This is a genomic window from Novosphingobium sp. BL-S-20 (genome assembly GCF_055521635.1).
The window spans coordinates 2,836,106-2,860,139 of the sequence record NZ_CM145494.1; the positions used below are offsets into that span (position 1 = coordinate 2,836,106).

Sequence of the window (24,034 nt, forward strand, 5' to 3'; positions counted from 1 at the left end):
AAGCGGCGCAGGCGGAGGCCCCGCTTCTTCTTTGCAACGTCTCGCCAACACGAAATAAAAGCGGGATCCCCGCCTACGCGGGGATGACGGGTTTGAGGGGCGCGTATTCATATTGGGCATTATCGTCGCGCCCATCTCACCGCCCGAGTACGGCACTCCGAATAGAGCACCCAGAATACTGCTGCCCGAACGCAAAGGAAAAGGGACGCGCAGGTGTGCCCGCGCGTCCCTGGCTGAGTTTGCGGTGCCTGCGACTCCTCCCCTGCGCCGTCACCGCTTTTCACGCTCCGGCTGTGCGCCGGTAACGCGCCGCCACGCCCGTAAAGGCACGGCTGGATCTCTGTTCATCGGTATGGCGAAGTTCCGCCCGTCTGGGAAAAACCCAATCCGGGAAAACCTGGCGCATCCTCTCTCCGGCGGCGGTGAATTCTTCGATTCACCGTCTCGCTCTGATTACGGGACCGACACTAAGCGATTAAGGCGGCCAAAACAATAACTCATGCGGATTCCGCGCAGGCTCCGTCCGGATGTGACACAAGCGCCACAATTGCAGAAGACGCCTTGCACGCTTGCCGAAATTGCCGGGATCGGTTAAGGGCGCGCCAATTTTGCGGCGCAGCAAGCGCTGCTGGCCAACTCCTCGAACCGATAGGCAACGCATGTCCGCCCCGCTTCCCTTGCGCAATATCGCAATTATTGCGCACGTCGACCACGGCAAGACCACCCTCGTCGACCAGCTTTTCCGCCAGTCCGGCACCTTCCGTGAGAACCAGCGCATCGAAGAACGCGCCATGGACTCGAACGACCTCGAAAAGGAACGCGGGATCACCATCCTTGCGAAGCCGACTTCGATCGAGTGGAACGGCTACCGCATCAACATCGTCGACACCCCCGGCCACGCCGACTTCGGCGCCGAAGTGGAACGCATTCTCTCGATGGTCGACGGCGTCGTCCTGCTGGTCGACTCGTCGGAAGGCGCGATGCCGCAGACGAAGTTCGTCACCGGCAAGGCACTGGGCCTCGGCCTGAAGCCGATCGTCGTCGTCAACAAGATCGACCGTCCTGACGGCCGTCACGCCGAAGTGCTGGACGAAGTGTTCGACCTCTTCGTCAGCCTCGACGCCAACGACGAGCAGCTCGACTTCCCGACCCTCTACGCGTCGGGCCGCAACGGCTACGCCAGCTACGATCCGGACGCCCGCGAAGGCAACCTGACCCCGCTGTTCGAAAAGATCGTCGAGCACGTCCCCGCGCCCGACCTCGACCAGGACGCGCCGTTCTCGTTCCTCGCCACCCTGCTCGACCGTGACAACTTCATGGGCCGCGTCCTCACCGGCCGCGTCCAGTCCGGCAAGCTCAAGGTCAACGACCCGATCCGCGCCATCGACGCCGACGGCAAGGTCATCGAAGTCGGCCGCGCCACCAAGGTGCTGTCGTTCCGCGGCCTCGATCGCGTGCCCGTGGAAGAAGCCCGCGCCGGTGACATCATCGCGCTGGCCGGCCTCGAAAAGGCCACCGTGTCGAACACCATCGCCGATCCCTCGGTTTCGGTGCCGATCAAGGCCCAGCCGATCGATCCGCCGACCCTGGCGATGCGCTTTGCCGTCAACGACTCGCCGCTCGCGGGCCGTGAAGGCGACAAGGTGACCAGCCGCATGATCCGCGACCGCCTGATGCGCGAAGCGGAAACCAACGTCGCCATCCGCGTCACCGAATCGGCCGACCGCGACAGCTTCGAAGTGGCCGGTCGCGGCGAACTTCAGCTGGGCGTCGTGATCGAAACGATGCGCCGCGAAGGCTTCGAGCTGGGCATCAGCCGCCCGCGCGTGCTGTTCGGCAAGGACGAGAACGGTGGCCGCACCGAACCGTACGAAACCGTCGTGATCGACGTGGACGACGAATTCTCGGGCACCGTCGTCGAGAAGATGCAGCGCCGCAAGGCCGAGCTTACCGACATGCGTCCTTCGGGCGCCGGCAAGACCCGCATCACCTTCTCGGCTCCTTCGCGCGGCCTGATCGGCTACCACGGCGAGTTCCTTTCGGACACCCGCGGCACCGGCATCATGAACCGCCTGTTCGAGAAGTACGACAGCCACAAGGGTCCGATCGAAGGCCGCCAGAACGGCGTGCTGATCTCGAACGGCACCGGTGAAGCCGTCGGCTACGCGCTGAACAGCCTCGAAGATCGCGGCATCCTGTTCGTGAAGCCGCAGGAAAAGATCTACGAGGGCATGATCATCGGCGAAAACGCCAAGCCCGACGATCTCGAAGTGAACCCGATGAAGTCGAAGCAGCTGACGAACTTCCGTTCGACCGGCAAGGACGACGCCATCCGCCTCACCCCGCCCCGCGTGATGACGCTGGAACAGGCGATCGCCTATATCGACGACGACGAAATGGTCGAAGTGACCCCGCAGTCGATCCGTCTGCGCAAGGCCTTCCTCGACCCGAACGAGCGCAAGAAGCAGAGCCGCAAGAAGGACGCCTGATCCTTCGGCAGCTTCGGCTTGCACGAAAAACAATAAAGGGGCGGCAATCTCGCGATTGCCGCCCCTTTACGTTTTGGAGCCGTTTTCGGCCCTCTCCCAAAACGTAATCGGTTTGGAAAAATGCCCGGAAAGGGCATTTTTCAGGCGGCACCGGCCCTCTCCCCCACCCGACCTCCCACGAGTGTACCCTGATGGGTGGTCGGGTGGGGGAGAGGGCCGGTGCCGCCAAAATTCGCCTTCAGCGAATTTTCAAACTCAGAACCGGTAACCCACCGTCGCGCGCAGCGAGTGGTAGTCGAAGTTCTTGTTCGAACCCTTGATGCTGGTCGAGCCCGAATCGATCAGGAACGGATTGGTCGCAGGCGCCGTGCCCGGTCCGACCTCGACGTTGTACTTGTTGTCGCTGTAGCGATTGTAGAGATATTCGAGGCCGAGGCTGACCTTGTTCGTCACCATGATCTCGGCGCCGCCACCGGCCTGCCAGCCCCAGGTCAGGCTGTTGCTGCGCTGCGGGTCGAACGAGTTGGCTGTGTTGGTGGTGAGGAAGTCGTGGTCGATCTTGGCCACGCCGCCGCCGCCGGTTACATAGAACAGCGCGCCGCCGTTCGGGGTGTAGCCCGCGCGGACACGGCCTGAGAGGCCGTAGTCGAGCTTGCGCTGGATCACGTAGCTGGCCGGGGTCGTGCTGAAGCCAGAGGTCGCATCCTTGGCCTCGCTCTTCACGCCCTCGACGAGGCCGCCGACCACGAAGTTGCCCATACGCTTGTCGTAACCGAAGCGCACACCGTATTCCGCGCCGTCCTTGTCGTTGCGACAACCGTCGGCAGGTGTCGCACCGCGCGCGCCGCCGCTGCAGAAGCCGGGGCTGAAGGCGTTGTCTCCGGCAGCGGTGTTGACGGTGTTGTCGTAGCGACCGTCGCCATCGGTATCGAAGCGCAGGCTGTCGCCGCCGTCGTTGCCGCGCGTCGAGAGACCGCCGAAGGCCTGGACGTAGGGGCCGTTGAAGTGGCTGTCCCGTTCGGGCGTGGAAGTCGCGATTTCCTGCGCACCGGCGGGAAACGCCGCGGCGACTGCGGCAAGGCCGAGGGCCGTCGTGGCGAGGTGGGCAAATTTCATTGTAATATCCCTGTCGTTTTTAGGATCTGGCCCTCCCCGAAGTCTAAGTGACGGATTTGGTTTCCTTTCCTGCGATGAGTCGAGGTCCGTTCCGGGGCAGGGCGAGACACAGGCCCCGCCGCACCCGCTCAATGTTCATATAATTTCAGACAAACCTGAACGAAAGCTGCTCGATCCGCTCCGATCCGGTTAAGCCGGGCACGCCTAGAAGAAACTCATACAGGGACGAGACCCCGGCCTCACCGGAGCCCCTTCCCAGCAAGGAGTTTCGAACAATGGCTTTCTTCCGTAACGCGACCTTTCGTAGTGCAATCGGCGCAACCGCCCTCGCCGCCACCGCACTCGCCAGTGCGACCCCGGCCATGGCCCGCGACTATTACCGCCACAACGACAATACCGCCGCCGTCGCTATCGGTGCAGGCGTGGTCGGCCTGGCACTCGGCGCGATCATCGCGTCGAACAGCAACGACCGCGACCGTTATCGGGATCGCGACCGTTATTACGACAGCAGCTATGCCTACGATAACGGCTGGCAATATCGCGACGGCTGGTACTGGGACCGCGACGGCGGCCGCCACAGCCGCGACGATTACAACCGCTACCAGCGCGGCCGCAACGAATGGCGCGGAGATCACGGCGACTGGCGCCGCGGCTACGATCACGACCGGGGCGACTTCCGCCGCGGCTACTGATCCACCGAAGCCGGTCGGATAACCCCCGCTCCGACCGGCAAAAAGGACGCCCGGCTCCCCTCCCGGCCGGGCGTCCTTCCCCTGCTGCGGAGACGCGGGCATTTCGGCGCCGCCGATGGGCGGCCCGTCGCAGGTAGCGTCAAATTCACGTCAAGTTCACGGCGGGAAGCGGATTTTGAAGGTCCAACGTGCCCACCGATTCCGCCGTAACTTGGTTGGCTTGGAAAGGAGTGCGAAATCATGAAACTGAACTGGAAGTCCCTGGGCCTCGCCACGGCCCTGGCCGCCTCCGCCCTAACGGCCTCCGCGCCGGCCATGGCGCGCGATTACTACGACCGACGCGGCGGCGGCAACGACGCGGCCATCGCCATCGGCGCGGGCGTAATCGGCCTGGCCCTGGGCGCGGCGATCGCCGATCGCGGCGACGATCGCTATTACGATCGCGACTATTACGATCGCCGCCGCTACGTGACCGTGCGCGACCGTCCTGGCTACTATTACTACTACGACGGCGCTCCGAACCGCTATTACCGCGATCGCTACTACGACCGCTATTACGCGCCCTACTACCGCGAGCGCTGGGGCGGACGGGACCGCTGGCGCGACGGCCGTCATGCCTGGCGGGACGATCGCCGGGGCTGGCGCGATGACCGCCGCGGCTGGCGTGATCGCGACCGCTGGGATCGCGGCCGCCACGACTGGCGCGACGACCGCAGGCGTGACTGGCGCCGATAAGCCCTGATCCCGGCGCGTAACCTACGCGCCGGGATGTCATTTTCTCTCGAAAGACAGGAGCGTTTCCCGGCCATGGGCAAGCGCTCCTGTCGGTTTTCCGCAATAACGGGCGCGCATCTGTGAAGCCCACTCGCCAATCGCGGCGGGGAAGGCTATGGGGCGCCCACCATGGAAACCGCCGACCTGCGCATTGCCCTGTTTTCGGGCAACTACAACTATGTCCGTGACGGTGCCAACCAGGCGCTCAACCGCCTCGTCGGCTATCTCCTGCGCCAGGGCGCGCAAGTGCGGGTCTATGCGCCCGTCGTCAAGAATCCCGCCTTCGAACCGACCGGCGACCTGATCGGCATCCATTCGCTGCCGATCCCGAACCGTCCCGAATACCGCGTTCCCATCGCCATTTCCGGCAAGGCCCGCCGCGACCTCAAGGAATTCGCGCCGCACGTCGTGCACGTTTCCTCGCCCGACCCTGTCGGCCATCAGGCGGTGACCTGGGCGCGGGCGCGCAAGCTGCCAGTGCTCGCCTCGGTCCACACCCGGTTCGAGACTTACCTTCGCTATTACAACATGGCCTGGGGCGAGCCGGTGATCGAGGCGATCCTGCGCCGCTTCTACCGCCGCTGCGACGCGCTGGTGGCGCCTTCGGAATCGATGGCCCAGCTGCTGCGCGAGCAGCGCATGAACTACGACGTGTCGATCTGGTCGCGCGGCGTGGACCGCGAGATTTTCCACCCCGACCGCCGCGACCTCGCCTGGCGCCGCGCCCAAGGGATCGCCGACCATGAAGTGGTGGTCGGCTTCCTCGGCCGCCTCGTGATGGAAAAGGGCCTCGACGTGTTTTCCGACACGCTCGACGATCTCACCCGCCGGGGCGTCGCCCACCGCGTGCTCGTCGTCGGCGAGGGACCGGCGCGCGAATGGTTCCAGGCCCGCCTTCCGCAGGCCGCCTTCGTCGGCTTCCAGCAGGGCGCCGACCTCGCCCGCGCGGTCGCCAGCATGGACATGCTCTTCAACCCCTCTGTCACCGAGACGTTCGGCAATGTCACGCTTGAGGCGATGGCCTGCCGCCTGCCGGTCGTCGCCGCCGCCGCCACCGGCAGCCAGAGCCTTGTCGACGATCACGTCTCCGGACGGCTGATCCCGCCCGGTGCGATCCACCAGTTCGCCGAGGCGCTGAAGGCCTATATCGAGAACCCCCAGCTACGCGCCGCCCACGGCCTCGCCGGGGAAGCCCGCGCGCTCGACTTCAGCTGGGACCGCATCAACCAGGCCGTTGCCGACACCTACCTGCGCCTGATCCGCCAACGCGCGCGCGGCTGAGCGGTCAGCGCAGCACGCCCCTGTTACGCATCCGCACCGCATACCAAAGCAGCGACACCGCCACGATCCAGATCACCAGGGTAATCCCAATGCTGGCCGGACTGGTCAGCATCCCCGGCACCTCGGAGATGAACGGATAGATCTGGTTCACCGCCAGCCCCAGCAGCGAGACGGTAAACGCCGCCACCGCCCAGCGCGAGCGCAGGAGCAGCAGCAGCGCCCCCGCCAGCCCGCCCCAGACGCCCAGCGCCCATGTCGCCACGGCCCAGCTCGGCGAGGCGTCCAGCCAGTCGATCATTTCCGGAGAGAGCGGCGCCAGCCATTCGGGATTGCGCGTCACGGTCATTGTGAAATCGGTGCAGCCGAAGGCATTCCACACGAGCGCCAGCACGCCGACGATCCACAAGTGACGCGGGGTCCTCACCCCCAGAGTTCCGATCATCGCGCAACCTCCCTTAGCGGTCGCAAGAATAGGCCCGCGGCCAAAACGATGCAATTCCCCGGAACAATGGCTAGATAAGCCCCATGGCCGACCTCTTTGCCGACGACCTCCCCCCTGCCCCCGCGCCCGGTGAGCCGCGCGAGGATGCCCCGCTGGCCGACCGCTTGCGCCCGCGCACCTTGGACGACGTGGTCGGGCAGGAGCACCTGACCGGCCCCGAAGGCCCGATCGGCCGCATGGTGGCGGCGGGCCGCCTGTCTTCGATGATCCTCTGGGGACCGCCCGGCACCGGCAAGACCAGCACCGCGCGCCTGCTCGCCGATGCGGTGGGCATGCGCTTCACCGCCGTCTCCGCGGTGTTCTCCGGCGTCGCCGACCTCAAGAAAGCCTTTGCCGAGGCCGACCTCGCCGCGCGGGCCGGGCAGCGCACGCTGCTCTTCGTGGACGAAATCCACCGCTTCAACCGCGCCCAGCAGGACGGTTTCCTGCCGTTCGTCGAACGCGGCACCGTCACTCTCGTCGGCGCGACCACGGAAAACCCCAGCTTCGCCCTAAACGCCGCCCTGCTCAGCCGCGCCCAGGTACTGATCCTCCACCGCCTCGGCCCGGAAGCCCTGAGCAACCTGCTGGACAAGGCCGAAGCGCTGGAAGGCCCGCTGCCGCTCGACGCCGATGCCCGCGCCGCGCTAGTCGCCTCGGCCGATGGCGACGGACGCTTCCTGCTCAACCAGGCCGAGACGCTCTACGCCGCGCAGATTTCCGAACCACTGGACCCCGCCGGGCTCGGCCAGTTCCTGCAACGCCGCGTGGCGGTCTACGACAAGGACCGCGACGGCCACTACAACCTGATTTCGGCGCTCCACAAAGCGGTGCGCGGCTCGGACCCGCAGGCGGCGCTCTACTACCTCTCCCGCATGCTGACGGCGGGCGAGGAACCGCTGTTCCTGCTGCGCCGCCTGGTGCGCATGGCCAGCGAGGATATCGGTCTCGCCGACCCGCAGGCTCTGGTGCAGTGCCTCGCCGCCAAGCAGGCCTACGAATTCCTCGGCTCACCGGAAGGCGAACTGGCGATCGCCCAGGCCTGTCTCTACGTCGCCACCGCGCCGAAATCGAACGCCGCCTACAAGGCCTACAAGGCCGCCGCCCGCTCCGCCCGCGAGACCGGCTCGCTTGTCCCGCCCGCCAATATCCTCAACGCGCCGACCAAGCTGATGAAGGACATCGGCTACGGCAAGGACTACGCCTACGACCACGACGCCTCGGACGGCTTCTCCGGCGACAACTACTGGCCGGACGACATGGCGCCCGAGACATTCTACGAGCCGGTGGAACGCGGCTTCGAACGCGATATCCGCAAGCGCATCGAATGGTGGGACCGCAAGCGGGCCGAGCGGCGCGGCGAATAGCGGCGCAAGGGATGCCCCGCTTCCGGCACTTCATGGCCATCGACTGGTCCGGCGCGCTCGGCCCGCGCCAGAAAGGGATTGCCCTCGCGCTCTGCGGGCTTGAGGGCGCGCCGCGCCTGCTGCGCCCGGCAGGCCATGCCCACTGGTCCCGCGCGGAAGTGCTCGACCTGCTGCTGCACGGCTTGCCCCTGGATACGCTGGTCGGCCTCGACCTCGGCATCTCGCTGCCTTTCGTCGATGCCGGGGCCTTCTTCCCGGACTGGGCGGACAACCCCGCCGACGCCCGCGCGCTCTGGGCGCTGATCGACACGATCTGCGCGACCGACGACCATCTCGCCGCCGCCAGCTTCGTCGACCACCCAGAACTCAGCGTCTATTTCCGGCGCCACGGTGGCCGCGAGGGCACACGCTTCCATCTCCCCGGCGCAGACCATCGCCGGGGCCGCATGCGCGTGACCGAGGAGGCGCAAGCCCGTGCCGGGTGCAAGCCCTATTCCAACTTCAACCTCGTCGGCGCCGCGCAAGTCGGCAAGTCCAGCCTTACCGGCATGCGGCTGCTGCACCGCCTCGGCGGCAGGGTGCCGGTCTGGCCGATCGATCCCCTGCCCGAGACCGGATCGGTGGTGACGGAAATCTACACCACCCTCGCCGCCGTCGCCGCCGGACGGAAGCCCGGTCGGGCGAAGATGACCGACTATGCAGGACTCAATGCCGCCCTCGCTGCGCTAGGATCACCGCCGGTCGAGGGCATCGGCGCCATCGACGACCACAGCGCCGACGCCCTCCTCACCGCCGCCTGGCTCCGCACCGCCGCCCCGCGCACGGAATTGTGGCACCCCGCCGACCTCACGCCGGAACTGGCCCGCACAGAAGGCTGGACCTTCGGCGCACCTTGAACCTCGCTCTCGCGCCCTACTCCCAACCCCACCAAACCTCCCCCGTCATCCCCGCGAAGACGGGGATTCCGCTTCTTGCGCGCTCGACGAGACCTCGCAAACAAGCGGGACCCCCGCCTGCCCTCCGGGCAGTTCATCCTGAGCGGCCGGCCTGCCGGCCAGTCGAAGGGCGGGGGCGACGAGGATGTGGGCTTCAGGGATTCGCTCCCTGTCCCCTCGAAGCTGTTGAAAGTCGGCCAATCCTGCCGCACAACCTGCGCCATCGAGACGCGCACAACGCGCCTCCAAAACGACCGACAGGGACAGCTCCACTCATGAAACACGCCTTGCTGGCAGGTATCGCCTGCCTCGCCCTCAGCTTCGGTGCCCAGACCGCGCAGGCCAAAGCCGCACCCCAGCCCAGCCCGCTGGCCATCGCACTGGGCAAGCCGACCACCCCGTGGAAAGCCTACGTCAACCGCACGATCGAGGCCTGGATGGCGCAGGACCCCGCCTTCGCGATCTACCAGGGTGCCCACCAGTTCGACGGCAGGCTCCCCGACTGGAGCCCCGCCGGCCTCAAGGCGCGCGGCGCGTTCCTGAAGAAGGTGATCGCCGATGCCAGCGCTTTCACCGGCCTCTCCGCCGAGGACAAGTTCGAGCGCGACTATCTGGTGCAGGTCGCCAAGGGCCAGCTGTTCTGGCTGGAGGACGCCGACAAGCCGCACAACAACCCCGGCTACTACATCGAGAACGGCCTCGATCCGAACGTCTATGTCAGCCGCGCCTATGCCGACAAGCCGACGCGCATGAAGGCCATGATCGCCTTCTTCAAGGCCGTGCCGAACGCCGCCGCGCAGATTCGCGGCAACCTCAAGACGGCGATGCCCGCCAGCTTCATCAAGCTCGGCACCGCGGGCTTCGCGGGCTTCGCGGAATACTACCGGGGCGACGCCCGCGCCGCTTTCGCCGACGTGCAGGACGCCAAACTCCAGGCCGAGTTCAAGGCCAGCTCGGAAAGCGCGGCCAAGGCCATGCAGGACCTCTCGGACTGGCTCGCCAAGGCCACGCCGACGCAAGACTTCGCGATGGGCGCCGAACGCTTCTCGCGCATGCTCGCCGCGACCGAGGCCGTCGATGCCCCGCTGAGCGAACTGGAAGCCGTGGGCCGCGCCGATCTCAAGCGCAACCAGGACCTGCTGAAAGCCGCCTGCGCCGAATATGCGCCGGGCAAGGACATCCAGGGCTGCTTCGACAAGATGCGAGCCGACAAGCCGGAAGGCGGCCCCGTCGCCGCCGCGCGTCTCCAGATACCCGAACTGACCGCCTTCGTGCGCCAGCACGACATCGCCACGATCCCCGGCACAGAACAGGCACTGGTCGAGGAAAGCCCGCCCTACAACCGCCAGAACTCGGCCTACATCGATCCGGCCGGGCCGCTGGAGAAGGGCATTCCCTCGGTCTACTACATCTCGCCGCCCGACCCCTCGTGGTCGCAGCAGATGCAGCAGGACTACATCCCCGGCAAGAACGACCTGCTGTTCACTTCGGTCCATGAAGTGATGCCGGGGCACTTCCTGCAATTCCTCCACTCGAACCGCTCGCCTTCGTGGATCGGGCGCCTCTTCGTGGGCTATGCCTATGCCGAAGGCTGGGCGCATTACGCCGAGGAAATGATGTGGGACGCGGGCCTCGGAAACGGCGATGCCGGCGTCCATGTCGGCCAGCTCTCGAACGCGCTGCTGCGCAACTGCCGCTATCTCTCCGCGATCGGCCTTCACGCGCGCGGCATGACGCAGGAGCAGTCCAAGCGCATGTTCATGGACGAGTGCTACCAGGACGAAGGCACCGCCGAGCAACAGGCCGCGCGCGGCACTTACGATCCGGCCTATCTCAACTACACGCTGGGCAAGCTGATGATCCGCAAGCTGCGCGACGACTGGACCGCCTCGCGCGGCGGCCGCGCGGCGTGGAAGCCCTTCCACGACCAGTTCCTCAGCCACGGCGGCCCGCCGATCCCGCTCGTGCGACAGGCAATGATGCAGGAAGACGCCCCCCACGCGATTTTCTGAGAGGATATTTCACAAAAGCAACTGGACCGGCGCCCCTTCCTCGCGGTAAGGGCGCCGGACTTGTTTCGCGCATCGCGACGTTTCGATGCGCCGGGCCGGCTTAGCTCAGTTGGTAGAGCACCTGATTTGTAATCAGGGGGCCACGGGTTCGAATCCTGTAGCCGGCACCACTCCCGATATCGCCTGAACGTTCAGAACGGGACCACCTCCAGGGCGGCGATCTCTTCAAAGTAGCGCGCGAGGCGGCCTGCAGCGTCGTCCGTCAGTTCGATGAAGGCGCGGCGGCGGTCGGTTTCGTCGCAGACGCGCTGGAACAGGTCGGCCTGGACGAGCGCGCCGATCCAGCGCAGCGCCGTCGTCGGCGGGACGCCCGAGGCGATGCAGAGCGAGGTGACCGAGACCTGCTTGCCCTCCACCCGCGCCGCGGCCAGGTCGAGCAGCATCTCCCAGGCCGGGTCCGCGAAGAAATCGCCCTCGATGAAGCGCGCGCGCAACTGCCGCTGGCGGATCATCCGGCGGATCAGCCGCGCCTCGGGCAGAGTGGCCGCAGCGGCCAGGGGAACGGCGCGGGCAGGCTTCGGGAGTGGCGCGGAACCGGGAGCCAGACGGTCGATATGACCCGCGATCTGGCCGACCTGCTCGGTCAGGCGCAGCAGCATCAGGCGGTCGGCTTCGGACAGTTCGCGCAGGCGCGCCGCCGGAAAACCCGCAAGCACCTGCCCCAGCGCGATCACCCGTTCGGCACGGTTCGGATCGACCAGCAGCAGCGGCGCGGACATGTCCATACAGGCGAAGATGTCGTCCAGCCCCTCCACCGAAGTCGAGACGATTAGCCGGGTGCCCCGCTGCGATGCCCGCAAGTCCAGCCCGGCGAGCGCGGCCATCGTCGCGGCATCGACAATCGGGCAATCGAGCAAGACAACATCGGCCAGCGGCCTGCCGCCCGGTTGCAGGAGATCGCCGAGCGGCCCGGCCTGAGCAACCTCCAGCCCGGCGCCCGCCGCATCCTCGCGCATCGTGGCCCGCACGTGCGCCCTGTCCGCAAATATCGCCAGCGAAACCGCTGCCCCGCCCGGCGCGCCCTGCGACGCGCCATAGGAGAAATCGGCAAATTCCGTGTCCTGCATGATCGTTCGCCCCCCGGCTTCTGCAAGAGCCTCTAGGGGTACGTCGCAGCCCGCGGGAGTCAACGAAAGCCTTGGTTAAATCCTTGTTACCATCCGGAAAGCTCCCGCGTTACAAGCGCTTGGAGCATCGCCATACCTGCCGCACCGTCATTCAGGCAGGCTAGCACGGCGAGGCGCTGCCCGCCGCTTTCCGCGAAGACTTCCGCGCCGCGAATCGCGAGTTCCTCCAGCGTCTCCACGCAGTCCGCCGAGAAGCCCGGCGCCGCCACCGCCATGCGCCGCGTTCCGCTCTTGGCCTCACGGGCCAGCACGTCCTCGGTGGAAGGCTCTAGCCACTTCGCCCGGCCAAAGCGCGACTGGAAGCTGGTCTCGATCCGCAGATTCGGGCGAGCCTGAGCGAGCCGCTCGGTCAGCAGGCGCGAGGTTTCCAGGCAGTGCCGGTAATAAGGGTCGCCGAGGTCCGCCGTGCGCTGCGGCATGCCGTGATAGGACAGCAGCAGCACTTCGGGCACGAAGTCCAGCGCCTCGATCTGGCGCAGCAGATCGCTCTCCAGCGCATCGATATAGGCGGGGTCGTCGAAGTAGGGTGGCAGGGTGCGGATCGCGGGCTGGGCGCGCATCGCCGCCAGCGCATCGCCCAGCTTGTCCATGACCGAGGCGGTCGTCGCCCCCGAATATTGCGGATAGAGCGGCGCGATCAGAATGCGGTCGCACCCGGCATCCCTCATCGCCTGGAGCCGCGCGGGGATCGCGGGATTGCCGTAGCGCATGGCCCAATCGACCTTCGCGCGCGTGCCCAGCAGGTCCTGCAAGCGCGCCGCCTGCACCTTTGTGATCGCAGCGAGCGGCGAACCTTCCTCGGTCCAGACCTGCTGATAGGCATGGGCGGACTTGGCCGGGCGGGTGCGCAGGATCACGCCGTGAAGGATCGGCTTCCAGGCGATTGCCGGAATTTCCACCACGCGCGGGTCGGACAGGAACTCCGCGAGATAGCGCCGCACCGCCGGGGCCGTGGGCGCGTCGGGCGTACCGAGATTGACGAGAAGGACGCCGATCCCCCCGGTTTGGGCGAGCGGCTGTTCACGGACGGGCATTACATATCCTCGGCAAAGAGCGGCAAACGCCGGAAACGCAGTCCGGTTGCCGAATAGAGCGCATTGGCGACGGCGGGCGCAACGACGGCCACGCCGAGCTCCCCCGGATCGGCAGGATCGGCGGTGCTTTCGATGAAATCGACCTCGATCTCCGGACAGTCCGCGAGCGTCGGCAGGGCGAGATCGGAGAGCCGCTCGCCGTCCGGCCTGCCGCCCGCGTAGTTCGGGCTGCATCCGAGCGCGAGGCCGAGGCCGAAGACCAGACCGCCCTCGATCTGCTGGCGGGCAATGTCGAAGTTCACGATGCGGCCGATGTCGGCGACGGCGCTCAGCTTGTCCACCCGCACCCCGTTCTCGTCGCGGCGGGCGCTGGCGACGACGGCGATGCGGCCCTCGCCGATGACGTGGCAGGCGATGCCTTGCCCGCTGTTGTCGCCGCCCCCGCCCCACTGCGCGAGGCTTGCGGCGCGCTGGAGGCATTCGGCAAGGCGCGGGTCGTGGCCGAGCATCGCCATGCGAAAGGACAGCGGCTCGCGACTGGCCTGATGGGCGAGTTCGTCCACGAAGCTCTCGGTGAAGAAGGCGGTGTAGCCATGGGCATTGCCACGCATCCGCCCGGTCGGCAGGCCGATCGCGGCGGGGATGTGGTCGACGGCGAGATTGGCCACGGCATAGGCGGCGATAGCACCTTCCACCGAGATCGGATCGGCAGTCCCGGCCACGGCATCGAGCGCGTCGAACGGGGCATCGCCGGAGAACAGGCGGCGGCCGAATTCGCGCGCGGTGGCGGGCGCGGCGATGCGGGCGCGCCAGCTTGTCGGCCTGCCCTCGGCGTCGGGGCGGGCGGCCATCACGGCGACGGCGGGCGCACGGGGGAAGGTCGCGAAATGCTCCTGCCGCCGCGAATAGGTGAGCTGCACCGGGCGCCCCGCTTCCTTCGCGAGGACAGCGACCTGCGCGGCATGGGTGCATTCCAGCCGCCGGTCGAAACTGCCGCCGATCGGCATCGGATAGAGCACGACATCGGCAGCCCGCATCCCCAGCGCTTCGGCAGCCGCTGAACGGGCGGCCTCGGGCGCCTGGGTGCCGATCCAGAGTTCGAGGCGGCCGTTCTCCAGCCGCGCGGTAGCACTGGCGGTCTCGATCGTCGCATGGACCGCCGGGGCGACTTCGTAGCGGATCTGGAGCGGCAGCGCGCCTTCGAGGGCGCCTGCATCGCCCGCAAGGTGGATGCGGGTGGGCGTGCCATGCGCCATGGCTTCGTCCAGCGCGCCATCGATCTCGCCGCTGTCGCTGCCGCGCGCGACACGGAAGCGCGGGGCGGCGCGGGTGAGCGCGGTTTCCGCCGTCCACCAATCCTGTGCCAGCGCCGCCACCCAGTCCGGTCCCTGTACGAACCGGACAAAGCCGCGCAGGCCCTTGGCGGCGTTCTCGTCGAGACCCGAGACCGTGGCCTTGCCGATCGGCGCCTGACGGATCGCCGCGCGCAGCATGTCGGGCAGGCGCACGTCGCCTGCAAACGTCCACGATCCGTCCACTTTCGATGGCAGGTCGAGGCGCGGATAGCGCAAGGGCGCGCCGGGCAGGAACTCGCCGGGCTTCTCGGCCATCGGTTCCGGGCGCAGCGGCGGCGGATCGGGCGGCAAGAACGTGGCCGCTTCCGCCGCCAGCGGGCCGAAGTTCAGGCGCTTTTCGCCGTGGAGCACGAGACCGCCCAAGACCTCGCACTCTTCCGGCGCGACCTTCCAGCGCGCCGCGGCAGCCTGGACCAGCAGCGCGCGGGCCGAGGCGGCAGCGGCGCGGGCCGGTCCCTCGTAGGCGGCCAGCGCGGTGCCGTCGGCAGTGACGTTGAAGCGGTGATCCTCGGCCCAGCGCCGTGCGATCAGGCCGTCCGGTGCTTCGGCAAGGCCTGGCATGACCGGCATCCACAGCGGCGCCCACTTCGCGGCCAGCACGGCATTGGCATAGAGCGCGCTGACCGGCGCCGGTTCGACCGCCACCTGCCGCCAGTCCGCGCCGAGTTCGTGGGCGACGATCTGCGGCAGGAGCGTCGTCACCCCCTGCCCCATCTCGACTTGCGGCACGGCGACGCTGACCACGCCGTCCGCCGCGATCTTGATCCAGGCACCGAAGGCATATTCGTCGCGGCCGGGTTCGAGCGGCAGCGGAAAGCGGCGCGGGCGCAGCAGATAGCCCACCGCCAGCCCGCCGCCCGCCAATGCGCCGATCAGGACTCCCCGGCGCGACAAAGCCATCAATGCGTGTCCAGCCAGTCCGAAACCTGGGCGGCGAGCGCGGCGAAAGCCTCGGCCTGCGGGCCGTCCCCGGCGGCGGGCGGCTTGCCCGCGTCGCTGTCGCGGCGGATGACGATATCGAGCGGAATGCGGCCGAGGAACGTCTGCCCCATGTCCCTCGCCGCCGCCTCGGCCCCGCCCGCGCCGAAGGGATCGCTCACTTCGCCGCAGTGCGGGCAGGCATAGCCCGCCATGTTCTCGACCACGCCGACCACCGGCACGCCGCTCTTCTCGAACAGCTCGACCGCGCGGGTGGCGTCCATCAGCGCGAGGTCCTGCGGCGTCGAGACGATCACCGCGCCTGCGGGCTTGAACTTCTGGAGCATCGTCAGCTGGACGTCACCGGTGCCGGGCGGCAGGTCCACCACCACGATCTCGGCATTGTCCCAGTGTCCTTCGAGCATCTTGGTGAGCGCGCCCGCCACCATCGGCCCGCGCCAGGCGATCGCCTGACCCGGCTCCAGCAGATTGGCCATCGACAGCACCGGCACGCCGAACGCGCTGGCGACGGGAACGAGGCGGCTCTCGTGCGCGACCGGGCGCTGGCCCTCGGTGCCGAGCAGACGGGCCTGCGAGGGTCCGTAGATATCCGCATCGACCAGCCCGACCTTGCGCCCCATGCGCGAGAGCGCCACCGCAAGATTGGCCGCCAGCGTCGACTTGCCGACCCCGCCCTTGCCCGATCCGACTGCGAGGATGCGCCGCAAGGGCTTGTCCGCCATGACCGCCACGCGCACGTCGGTGATCCCCGGCTGGCCTTCGAAGGCGCCGGAAACCACCTGCTCCAGCCCGGCGCGGTCCTGCACCGAAAGGCCGGTGGCGTCGATCACCACGCTCGCCATGCCGCCCGCAAGCCGCAGCGACTGCACCCTTTGGGCCACCTCGACCGGCAGGAGCGCTTTCAGTCGATCGGCGTCGGGACTTGTCATCGGATCCTTTTCCAGAGTTTGGATGTGAGAGGGGAATTTGCGGTTCAGGTGGAGCACTGCGCGAAAAAGGGCAAGAGAGGCACTGTTTTTGTGCGAATAGCGCACCTATAGATATACGGATGAAAGCAATTGGTGATGCAATCTCGCCCGAAGGTCTTGCCATGAGCGGGCGTCAGAGCCCTTGGGGCGGCGGCGGGAACTCTGATGGAGCTTCAGGCGGGGGTTCAGGTGAAGAGCCTGACAAAAGCGGTCCCGAGGACGCCGCAGATACCGGCCCGGAAACGGATGGCGAGAAGAACGAAAGCCCTGATCGCAAACCGGAGGACCGCGCCCCCGACCGAAAAGGTCCCCGCAACCCCTGGCTGCCCAGCGGCGACACCCCGCCGCGTCGTTCAGCCGGTCTCGACGACATTTTCCGCCCGCGCGATCCGCGCCGCCCCAGCGGCGGCGGCGGAGGCGGCGGTTTCGGCGGCGGCTTCCCCAATATCCCGCGTCGCCCGGACGGCAAGTCGTGGCTGCCACTCGGCATCGGCATCGCGGTCGTGGCGGTTCTCGGCATTTCGATGGTCCACATGCTCGGCCCCAAGGACCAGGGCATCGTCACCCGGCTCGGCGGCTATTCGCGGACCATCGATTCCGGCCTTTCGGTGACCTTGCCCTGGCCGATCGAATCCGTCGACGTGACCGACGTGCGCAGCTTCAACGTCGATACCATCCCGGACGGCGAAGGCGAGAAGCTGATGCTGACGAGCGACAAGAACCTTGTCGATCTCAGCTATCTGGTGCGCTGGAACATCAAGAACCTGAAGGATTACAGCTTCCGTCTGACCGATCCGAAGGAGACGGTGCGCGAAGTGGCCGAAGCCGCGATGCGCGCCTCGATCGCGCAAGTCACGCTGAACCAGGCGCTCTCGGGCGCCGGTCGCGCGACGGTGGAGCAGGACGTGCGCGAGCGCACCCAGCGCATTCTCGACCAGTATCACGCCGGGATCTCGATCCAGGGCGTGGAGATCAAGAAGGCCGACCCGCCCGCCAAGACCCGCGAGGCCTTCGACCAGGTCAACGTCGCCCAGCAGGAAGCCGACCGCGACCGCTCCAAGGCCCGCGCCTGGGCGCAGCAGACCCTGGCCCGCGCGCAGGGCGCCGCGGCCTCGTTCGACAAGGTCTACGAACAGTACAAGCTGGCGCCCGAAGTGACGCGCCGCCGCATGTATTACGAAACGATGGAGAGCGTGCTGCGCGACAACGATGTGGTCGTCAGCGATTCCAGCAACATGACGTCCTACCTGCCCCTGCCCGAAGTGAAGCGCCGCCCGCGCGCCAGCGACGAGACCGTGGTGACGGTGCCTGCCGGAGCTGCAACCGGCACCGCGACCGCCACCCCTGCCGCCAAGGGAGGCCAGTAAGATGAGCAGCTTCTGGCAGGACTACAGGGTTCCCCTCAGCCTCGGCGGCGCCGCGCTGGTCGCGCTCATGCTGAGCGTGATCGTGGTTCCGGAAACCGAGCAGGCCGTCGTGGTCCGCACCGGGCGTCCGGTCGCGGTCTACAACCAGTTCAATCCCAAGGCCGACTACGGCAGCACCGGCGCGGGCGTGCACTTCCGCATCCCGGTGGTCGACCGCGTGATCCGCATCGACAAGCGCCTACTCTCGCTCGACATGCAGCAGCAGCAGGTGCTCTCCACCGACCAGCTGCGCCTGAACGTCGATGCCTATGCCCGTTACCGCATCATCGATCCGATCAAGATGGTCGAGACCGCCGGAACCACCGAACGCGTGACCGAGCAGCTCGAACCGATCCTCTCCTCGGTCCTGCGTCAGGAGCTGGGCAAGCGCACGTTCGAATCCCTGCTCACCGCCGAGCGCGGCAAGGCCATGGAGAACATCCGCGACGGCCTCGACCGCGAGGCACGGGAATACGGCGCCCAGGTGGTGGACGTGCGGATCAAGCGCGCCGACCTTCCCGAAGGCGCCCTCGAAAGCGCCTTCACCCGCATGCAGGCGGCACGTACCGAGGAATCGCGCACGATCGCCGCGCAGGGCCAGAAGGACGCGCAGATCATCCAGGCCGATGCCGAGGCGCAGGCCGCCAAGATCTATGCGGAAAGCTTCGGCAAGGACCCGAAGTTCTATGACTTCTATCGCTCGATGCAGAGCTATTCGGTGACTTTCGGCAAGGGGGATACGGAAAAGACGATCCTGCTTTCGCCCAATAACGCCTATCTCAATCACTTCAGGGAACCCTGACCGACTCCAGGCGCTGAATTGGCCGTCTATTCAAATCCGGTTAAGCTCTTGAGGGTTCAATCGGGACAAGACGGCGGAGAGTTCCGCAGCACTGCCAAGATTGAAGGAATCAAAGGACGTGAAGCCCGTGCGATACGCTTATGGACTGACCACAGCGCTCCTGCTGGGGGGCGCGACCGCCACTTTGGTGACAGGCTTCCCCGCCGGAGCCCAGGTCGCCCAGAACGAAGCCAGCCAGATGGCCCGCGTGGCACCCCGCGCCGGCGCCCCGGCCAGCTTCGCCGACCTCACCGAGCAGCTTCAGCCTGCGGTGGTCAACATCTCGACCCGCCAGCGCGTGCAGGTGGCCGGCGGCGGCAACAACCCCTTCGCCGGCACGCCTTTCGAGGGCTTGTTCGGCGGCGGCGGCGGCACCTCGCCGCAGACCCGCGAGGCACAGTCGCTCGGCTCGGGCTTCATCGTCTCGGCCGACGGCTACATCGTCACCAACAACCACGTCATCACCGCCGAGGGCAAGGGCGAGATCGAATCGATCACCGTCATCATGCCCGACGGCACCGAGTACCCCGCCAAGCTGATCGGCAAGGATGCGCAGTCGGACCTCGCGGTGCTCAAGATCACCGCCTCCAAGCCGCTGCCCTTCGTGAAGTTCGGCGACAGCTCGAAGGCCCGCGTGGGCGACTGGGTGCTGGCGATCGGCAATCCCTTCGGCCTCGGTGGCACCGTGACGGCGGGCATCATCTCGGCCGTCTACCGCAACACCGGCGCGGGCGGCGCCTATGACCGCTATCTCCAGACCGATGCCTCGATCAACCGCGGCAACTCGGGCGGCCCGATGTTCGACATGAACGGCCAGGTGATCGGCATCAACAATGCGATCTTCTCGCCGACCGGCGGCAGCGTCGGCATCGGCTTCTCGATTCCGGCCGAGATCGCCTCGCCGATCGTCGAGAAGCTGATGAAAGGCCAGGCGATCGAGCGCGGCTACCTCGGCGTGACGATCCAGGCGCTCAACGAGGACCTCGCGGACTCGATGGGGCTGGAGCACAACAAGGGCGAGTTCATCCAGAGCGTCGTTCCCGACGGTGCGGGCGCCAAGGCCGGCATCCAGGCGGGCGACGTCGTGGTGAAGGTCAACGGCAAGGAAGTGACGCGCGACCAGACGCTCTCGTTCCTCGTCGCCAATACCGCGCCGGGCACCCGCATCCCGATCGAACTGATCCGCAACGGCCGCCGCCAGACGCTGACCGCCACGGTCGCCAAGCGTCCGTCGGACGACGAGCTTCAGCAGAGCTTCGATCCGAGCACCGACCAGGACGGCGATGCCTACAACAACCCGCCCAAGCAGCAGGGCGAGAGCGCAGTGCAGAAGGCACTGGGCCTCTCGGTCACGCCGCTGACCTCGCAGATCGCCCGCCAGATCGGCGCGGCGGAAGGCACGCGCGGTCTGGTGATCGTGGGTGTCGACCCCAGCTCGGACGCCGGACAGAAAGGCCTCGCCCGTGGCTTCGTGATCCTCTCGGCCAACAATGCGCCGGTGACGACGCAGGCCGACCTGGAGAACGCCATCAAGGCCGCCAAGGCCGACGGCCGCTCGGCAATCCTGCTGCGCATCCAGCCGCGCGGCCAGCAGGCGGTCTACATGCCGGTTCGCCTGCGCTAAGGCTCAGCCCTTCGCGAACATGAGAAACGCCCGCCGGATCGCTCCGGCGGGCGTTTTCTTTTGCCTGCTTCGGGCAAGCTCAGGATGAGCGGGTTGGGAGAGGGAAGAAAATCCAACCCCGCCCCACTCCCTCGTCATCCCCGCGAAGGCGGGGACCGCGCCTCCGCGTGAAACCAGAGAAAGCGGGGTCCCCGCCTTCGCGGGGACGCCGGATAGGATGTGGGGGCCGGCAAATGAGATTTAGTGCCCCGCAACTGAGAGCAGGGTGGCTGCAACGAAAAACGCCCGCCGAGATACTCAGCGGGCGTTTTCATTTCACCTCAACGTCGGGATCAATCCCCCGGCGTGCGGCTCGGCGTCGGACGCGGGCCGGGAGCGCTCTGGCGGTTCCCCAGCCCCTGCCCCGCACGCAGCCCCGGATCGTCGCTGCGCGAACGGCCGGTGGCGCGGTCGAGGAAGTCCTCGTTCGCCGCCGGCGGCGCCTGGCCGGGGCCATAGTCCGGCATCTGCGGCTGGCCCGGACCCGAACCCGGCCCGGTGGTGCCGTCCTCGTAGCGCGGCTGTCCGTCGGGCGCCTGCGCGCCGCCTTCCGGCCGCACGATATTGCCGTTCTCGTCGACGTAGTAATAGTCGTCGGGATTGCCCTGCATAGCCTCGTCGTCGGGTTCGAGCTGCCATTCGGGAAGCTTCACTTCCGTCTGGAACTGCTCGACCGGGCGCTTAGCCACCGCCACCTTCATGTAGTCCGAGAAGGCGCGCGCGGGGGCATGGCCACCCGAGAGGCCGGGCACCGGACGGGCATCGTCGCGGCCCATCCAGACGCCGGTGGTGATACCGCTGGAGAAGCCGAGGAACCAGCCGTCCTTGTTCGAGCTGGTGGTGCCGGTCTTGCCCGCGACCGGACGACCGATCTGCGCGGCGCGCCCCGTGCCAGTGGCGACGGTGGTCTGGAGCAGGTCGGTGATCCCCGCCGCGACATTGGGCGGCACCAAGACCTGACCGCGGGTGGACTTGTGCTCATAGAGCACTTCGCCCGAGGCCGCCGTCACCTTGACGATGCCGTAAGGCTCGACCGAAGTGCCGCCCGCCGAGATCGCCGCGAACGCGCGGGTCATGTCGATGACGTGGACTTCGGAAGTGCCCAGCACCATGGCGGGCTTGGTGTTGATCGGGGTGGAAATGCCGAAACGCCGCGCCATCGAGGCGACGGTGCCAAAGCCCACCTCGTTGCCGAGCTGCGCGGCGATGGTGTTCTTCGAATAGGCGAAGGCGGTGCGAATATCGATCTGGCCCGCGAAGTTGCGGCCGTCGTTCTGCGGGCTCCAGCCGTCGATCGTCACCGGCTCGTCGACCACGCGGTCGTCGGGCGTGTAGCCCGCCTCCAGCGCGGAGAGATAGACGAACAGCTTCCACGCCGAGCCGGGCTGGCGCAGCGCGGTGGTGGCGCGGTTGTAGTTCGAATTCACGTAGTCGGTGCCGCCGACCATCGCCAGCACCGCGCCGTCACGGTCGAGGCTGACCAGTGCGCCCTGCGCGCCCTTGGGCGCATTGGCGGTGATCGCGTTGGTCGCGGCCTGCTGCATCTTCGGGTCGAGCGTGGTCCAGACCTCGATCGGCTCGTTGGTGTCGGGCAGCAGCATGTCGAGCTGGGGCAGCGCCCAGTCGGTGAAGTAGCGAACCGCGTTCTGGCCCTTTTCCTTCACGACCTTGACGTCGGCGATATCGGCCTGGTCGGCTTCGGACTGCGAAATCGCGCCGTTCTTGACCATGAGGCCGAGCACGACCTCGCCGCGATCCTTGGCCGCCTCGACGTCGGCGGTCGGCGAATAGTTCGAAGGCGCCTTCACGAGACCGGCGATGATCGCCGCCTCGGCGGTCGAAAGCTCGGTGGCCGGGTGGCCGAAGAACTTGCGGCTCGCCGCGTCGATGCCATAGGCGCCGCCGCCGAAGTAGACCTTGTTGAGGTAGAGTTCGAGGATCTGGTCCTTGCTGAACTTGCGTTCCAGCGCCAGCGCGAGCACCGCCTCGCGCGCCTTGCGCGTGAAGGAGCGGCTGTTGTTCAGGAACACGTTGCGTGCCAGTTGCTGGGTGATCGTCGAAGTCGCTTTGGCACGCCCACCCGTCGTCGTCGAGACGTAGACGGCGCGCAGCAGGCCGAGGGCATCGACGCCGATGTGCTCGCGGAAGCGGCGGTCTTCCACGGAAACCATGGCGCCCTTCATCACTTCGGGAATCTGGTCGTAGCTCAGCCATTTGCCGTAGCTCGGCCCGAGCGAGACCAGTTCGGTGCCGTCGCGCGCGCGCACGACGATCATCTGGCCGTTCTGGCCGCTCTTGAGCGAATTGTATTCCGGCAACTCGCTCATCGTGAAGACGACGGCGGTGCCCAGGAAAATCACGCCCAGGACGACGAGAGCGGAACCCCAGATCAGGACGCCGCGAACGATTCGGCGCCAGAGGGGTTTCTTCTTGGCAGGAGAGGAAGGCCCGCTGGTCGAGCGGCGCCGGCCGGAATCATTGGCCATTTTCTAGGTACAAATCCCTTAAGCAGGCCGAGCGGCCCGAGCGCTTCCTACACCGTGGACGCGGCTATTGTAACCCGGCGTTAACGGGGAAATGACGGTTGCGACACAGTGACGCCCTACAACGTTGCATAGAGCGCCAGCATCCGCTGCCACGCCTTGTCCGCCGCATCCGGGTCCCAGGCGGGAGAATCGGGCACGCACCAGCCGTGGTCGGCAGGATAGACTTCCACTTCAGCGGGGCGCCCGGCGGCGGCAGCGGCGTTCTTCAGTTCGGTCTTCTGCGCGGGCTGCTTGGCGTCGTCGTTGCGGGCAATGGCGAAGAGATAGGAGGCCTGCGTGCTCGCCAGCAGGCGGTGCGGGCTGTCCGGCCGGTCGGTGACAAGCCCTGCCCCGTGGAACGAGGCCGCCGCGCGCACCCGGCCCGGCACCGCCGCTGCCGTGCGCACGGTAAACGGCCCGCCCATGCAGTAACCGTTCGAGCCGATGCCGCGCTTCGTATCGACCGCCTTCTGGTCGTCGAGGAAAGCGACATAGGCCTTGGCGTCGCGGGTGATCGCCTCGGGCGTGAGCGCGGCGCGCAGCGGTTCGACCTTGGCCTGCCCTTCCGGGGTGCGAAAACCGGCGAAGCTCTCGAACACCGGGGCGGGCTGTCCGCGATAGTAGGGATTGACCACGAGGACCGCATAGCCCTCCGCCGCCAGCGTCCGGGCCATGATCTTCTTGGCCTCGCGCAGGCCCGCGATATCCGGCCAGAGGATCACGCCGGGATGAGCGCCCTTGGCGGGATGGACGAAGAAGGCATCGGCCACGCCGTCCGCCGTGGTGATCGATACCATCCGCTCCTGCACCGAATTGGCGGGATGCGTCTTCATGATCCCCGCGCATCCGGCGAGCGCGGCACTGGCGCCGAGCGCCGTGAAAGCGCGCCGATCCAGCCCGCGCCGGGCCAAGTTGGCGTCTTCGGCCTCCGCCGTGAAGTCATCGCACATCGAAAGGCGCTCCAGTCTC

General features: G+C 67.2%; 18 protein-coding genes and 1 tRNA gene. 11 read left to right on the forward strand and 8 right to left on the reverse strand.

Features of this window, described 5'->3' with window-relative positions; all coding sequences use genetic code 11:
• The first annotated feature begins 659 nt into the window (after positions 1-659).
• Positions 660-2,489 (forward strand): translational GTPase TypA, encoded by a 1,830-nt coding sequence (gene typA, locus ACZ1II_RS21030; protein ID WP_021232318.1) that lies wholly within the window; start codon positions 660-662, stop codon positions 2,487-2,489.
• Between the two features lie 255 nt (positions 2,490-2,744).
• Here typA and ACZ1II_RS21035 read toward each other — a convergent pair whose 3' ends face one another.
• Positions 2,745-3,605 (reverse strand): outer membrane protein, encoded by an 861-nt coding sequence (locus tag ACZ1II_RS21035; protein WP_465145514.1) that lies wholly within the window; start codon positions 3,603-3,605, stop codon positions 2,745-2,747.
• Positions 3,606-3,880: 275 nt separating this feature from the next.
• Here ACZ1II_RS21035 and ACZ1II_RS21040 point away from each other — a divergent pair, with 275 nt between their 5' ends.
• From ACZ1II_RS21040 to ACZ1II_RS21050, 3 genes are all read left to right on the forward strand, one after another.
• On the forward strand, positions 3,881-4,297 hold the full coding sequence (locus ACZ1II_RS21040; protein ID WP_465145515.1) for a hypothetical protein: 417 nt from the start codon (positions 3,881-3,883) through the stop codon (positions 4,295-4,297).
• A 240-nt stretch (positions 4,298-4,537) separates the two neighbouring features.
• On the forward strand, positions 4,538-5,032 hold the full coding sequence (locus ACZ1II_RS21045; protein ID WP_465145516.1) for a hypothetical protein: 495 nt from the start codon (positions 4,538-4,540) through the stop codon (positions 5,030-5,032).
• A gap of 168 nt (positions 5,033-5,200) precedes the next feature.
• Positions 5,201-6,352, forward strand: a complete 1,152-nt coding sequence (locus ACZ1II_RS21050; protein WP_465145517.1) for a glycosyltransferase family 4 protein — start codon at positions 5,201-5,203, stop codon at positions 6,350-6,352.
• A gap of 4 nt (positions 6,353-6,356) precedes the next feature.
• Here the strand turns inward: ACZ1II_RS21050 and ACZ1II_RS21055 are convergent, their stop codons facing one another.
• A complete protein-coding gene (locus ACZ1II_RS21055; protein WP_465145518.1) occupies positions 6,357-6,794 on the reverse strand; it encodes a hypothetical protein in 438 nt (145 codons plus the stop codon).
• Positions 6,795-6,877: 83 nt separating this feature from the next.
• Here ACZ1II_RS21055 and ACZ1II_RS21060 point away from each other — a divergent pair, with 83 nt between their 5' ends.
• The 4 genes from ACZ1II_RS21060 to ACZ1II_RS21075 all read left to right on the forward strand — a co-directional run bounded on the left by ACZ1II_RS21060 (position 6,878) and on the right by ACZ1II_RS21075 (position 11,317).
• Positions 6,878-8,200: a replication-associated recombination protein A gene (locus ACZ1II_RS21060; RefSeq protein WP_465145519.1), complete on the forward strand. Its 1,323-nt coding sequence runs from the start codon at positions 6,878-6,880 to the stop codon at positions 8,198-8,200.
• 11 nt (positions 8,201-8,211) lie between these two features.
• Positions 8,212-9,096 (forward strand): hypothetical protein, encoded by an 885-nt coding sequence (locus ACZ1II_RS21065; RefSeq protein ID WP_465145520.1) that lies wholly within the window; start codon positions 8,212-8,214, stop codon positions 9,094-9,096.
• 314 nt (positions 9,097-9,410) lie between these two features.
• Entirely contained in the window at positions 9,411-11,147 is a 1,737-nt protein-coding gene (locus ACZ1II_RS21070; protein ID WP_465145521.1) for a DUF885 domain-containing protein, read from the forward strand.
• A gap of 94 nt (positions 11,148-11,241) precedes the next feature.
• Positions 11,242-11,317 (forward strand) — tRNA-Thr (locus tag ACZ1II_RS21075).
• A 21-nt stretch (positions 11,318-11,338) separates the two neighbouring features.
• Here the strand turns inward: ACZ1II_RS21075 and ACZ1II_RS21080 are convergent.
• The 4 genes from ACZ1II_RS21080 to ACZ1II_RS21095 form a co-directional block, all read right to left on the reverse strand.
• Positions 11,339-12,274 (reverse strand): MarR family transcriptional regulator, encoded by a 936-nt coding sequence (locus tag ACZ1II_RS21080; RefSeq protein WP_465145522.1) that lies wholly within the window; start codon positions 12,272-12,274, stop codon positions 11,339-11,341.
• 86 nt (positions 12,275-12,360) lie between these two features.
• Positions 12,361-13,368 (reverse strand): ferrochelatase, encoded by a 1,008-nt coding sequence (gene hemH, locus ACZ1II_RS21085; protein WP_465145523.1) that lies wholly within the window; start codon positions 13,366-13,368, stop codon positions 12,361-12,363.
• The gene (locus tag ACZ1II_RS21090) at positions 13,368-15,623 is read right to left on the reverse strand and encodes a molybdopterin cofactor-binding domain-containing protein (protein ID WP_465145524.1); all 2,256 of its coding nucleotides are present in this window, start codon (positions 15,621-15,623) and stop codon (positions 13,368-13,370) included. Before ACZ1II_RS21090 ends, hemH begins: the two co-directional genes overlap by 1 nt.
• Complete coding sequence (locus tag ACZ1II_RS21095) at positions 15,623-16,591, reverse strand: P-loop NTPase (protein ID WP_465145525.1); 969 nt, start codon at positions 16,589-16,591, stop codon at positions 15,623-15,625. The genes ACZ1II_RS21090 and ACZ1II_RS21095 overlap by 1 nt, the downstream gene beginning before the upstream one ends.
• 119 nt (positions 16,592-16,710) lie before the next feature.
• On the opposite strand from ACZ1II_RS21095, the gene hflK reads away from it, so the two are divergent.
• From hflK to ACZ1II_RS21110, 3 genes are all read left to right on the forward strand, one after another.
• Complete coding sequence (gene hflK / locus ACZ1II_RS21100; protein WP_465145526.1) at positions 16,711-17,997, forward strand: protease modulator HflK; 1,287 nt, start codon at positions 16,711-16,713, stop codon at positions 17,995-17,997.
• 1 nt (position 17,998) lies between these two features.
• Entirely contained in the window at positions 17,999-18,838 is an 840-nt protein-coding gene (hflC, locus tag ACZ1II_RS21105; protein ID WP_465145527.1) for a protease modulator HflC, read from the forward strand.
• Positions 18,839-18,965: 127 nt separating this feature from the next.
• The gene (locus ACZ1II_RS21110) at positions 18,966-20,501 is read left to right on the forward strand and encodes a Do family serine endopeptidase (RefSeq protein WP_465147355.1); all 1,536 of its coding nucleotides are present in this window, start codon (positions 18,966-18,968) and stop codon (positions 20,499-20,501) included.
• Positions 20,502-20,833: 332 nt separating this feature from the next.
• Here ACZ1II_RS21110 and ACZ1II_RS21115 read toward each other — a convergent pair whose 3' ends face one another.
• Entirely contained in the window at positions 20,834-23,026 is a 2,193-nt protein-coding gene (locus ACZ1II_RS21115; RefSeq protein ID WP_465145528.1) for a transglycosylase domain-containing protein, read from the reverse strand.
• Between the two features lie 116 nt (positions 23,027-23,142).
• Positions 23,143-24,015: a dienelactone hydrolase family protein gene (locus ACZ1II_RS21120; RefSeq protein ID WP_465145529.1), complete on the reverse strand. Its 873-nt coding sequence runs from the start codon at positions 24,013-24,015 to the stop codon at positions 23,143-23,145.
• Positions 24,016-24,034 lie beyond the last annotated feature (19 nt).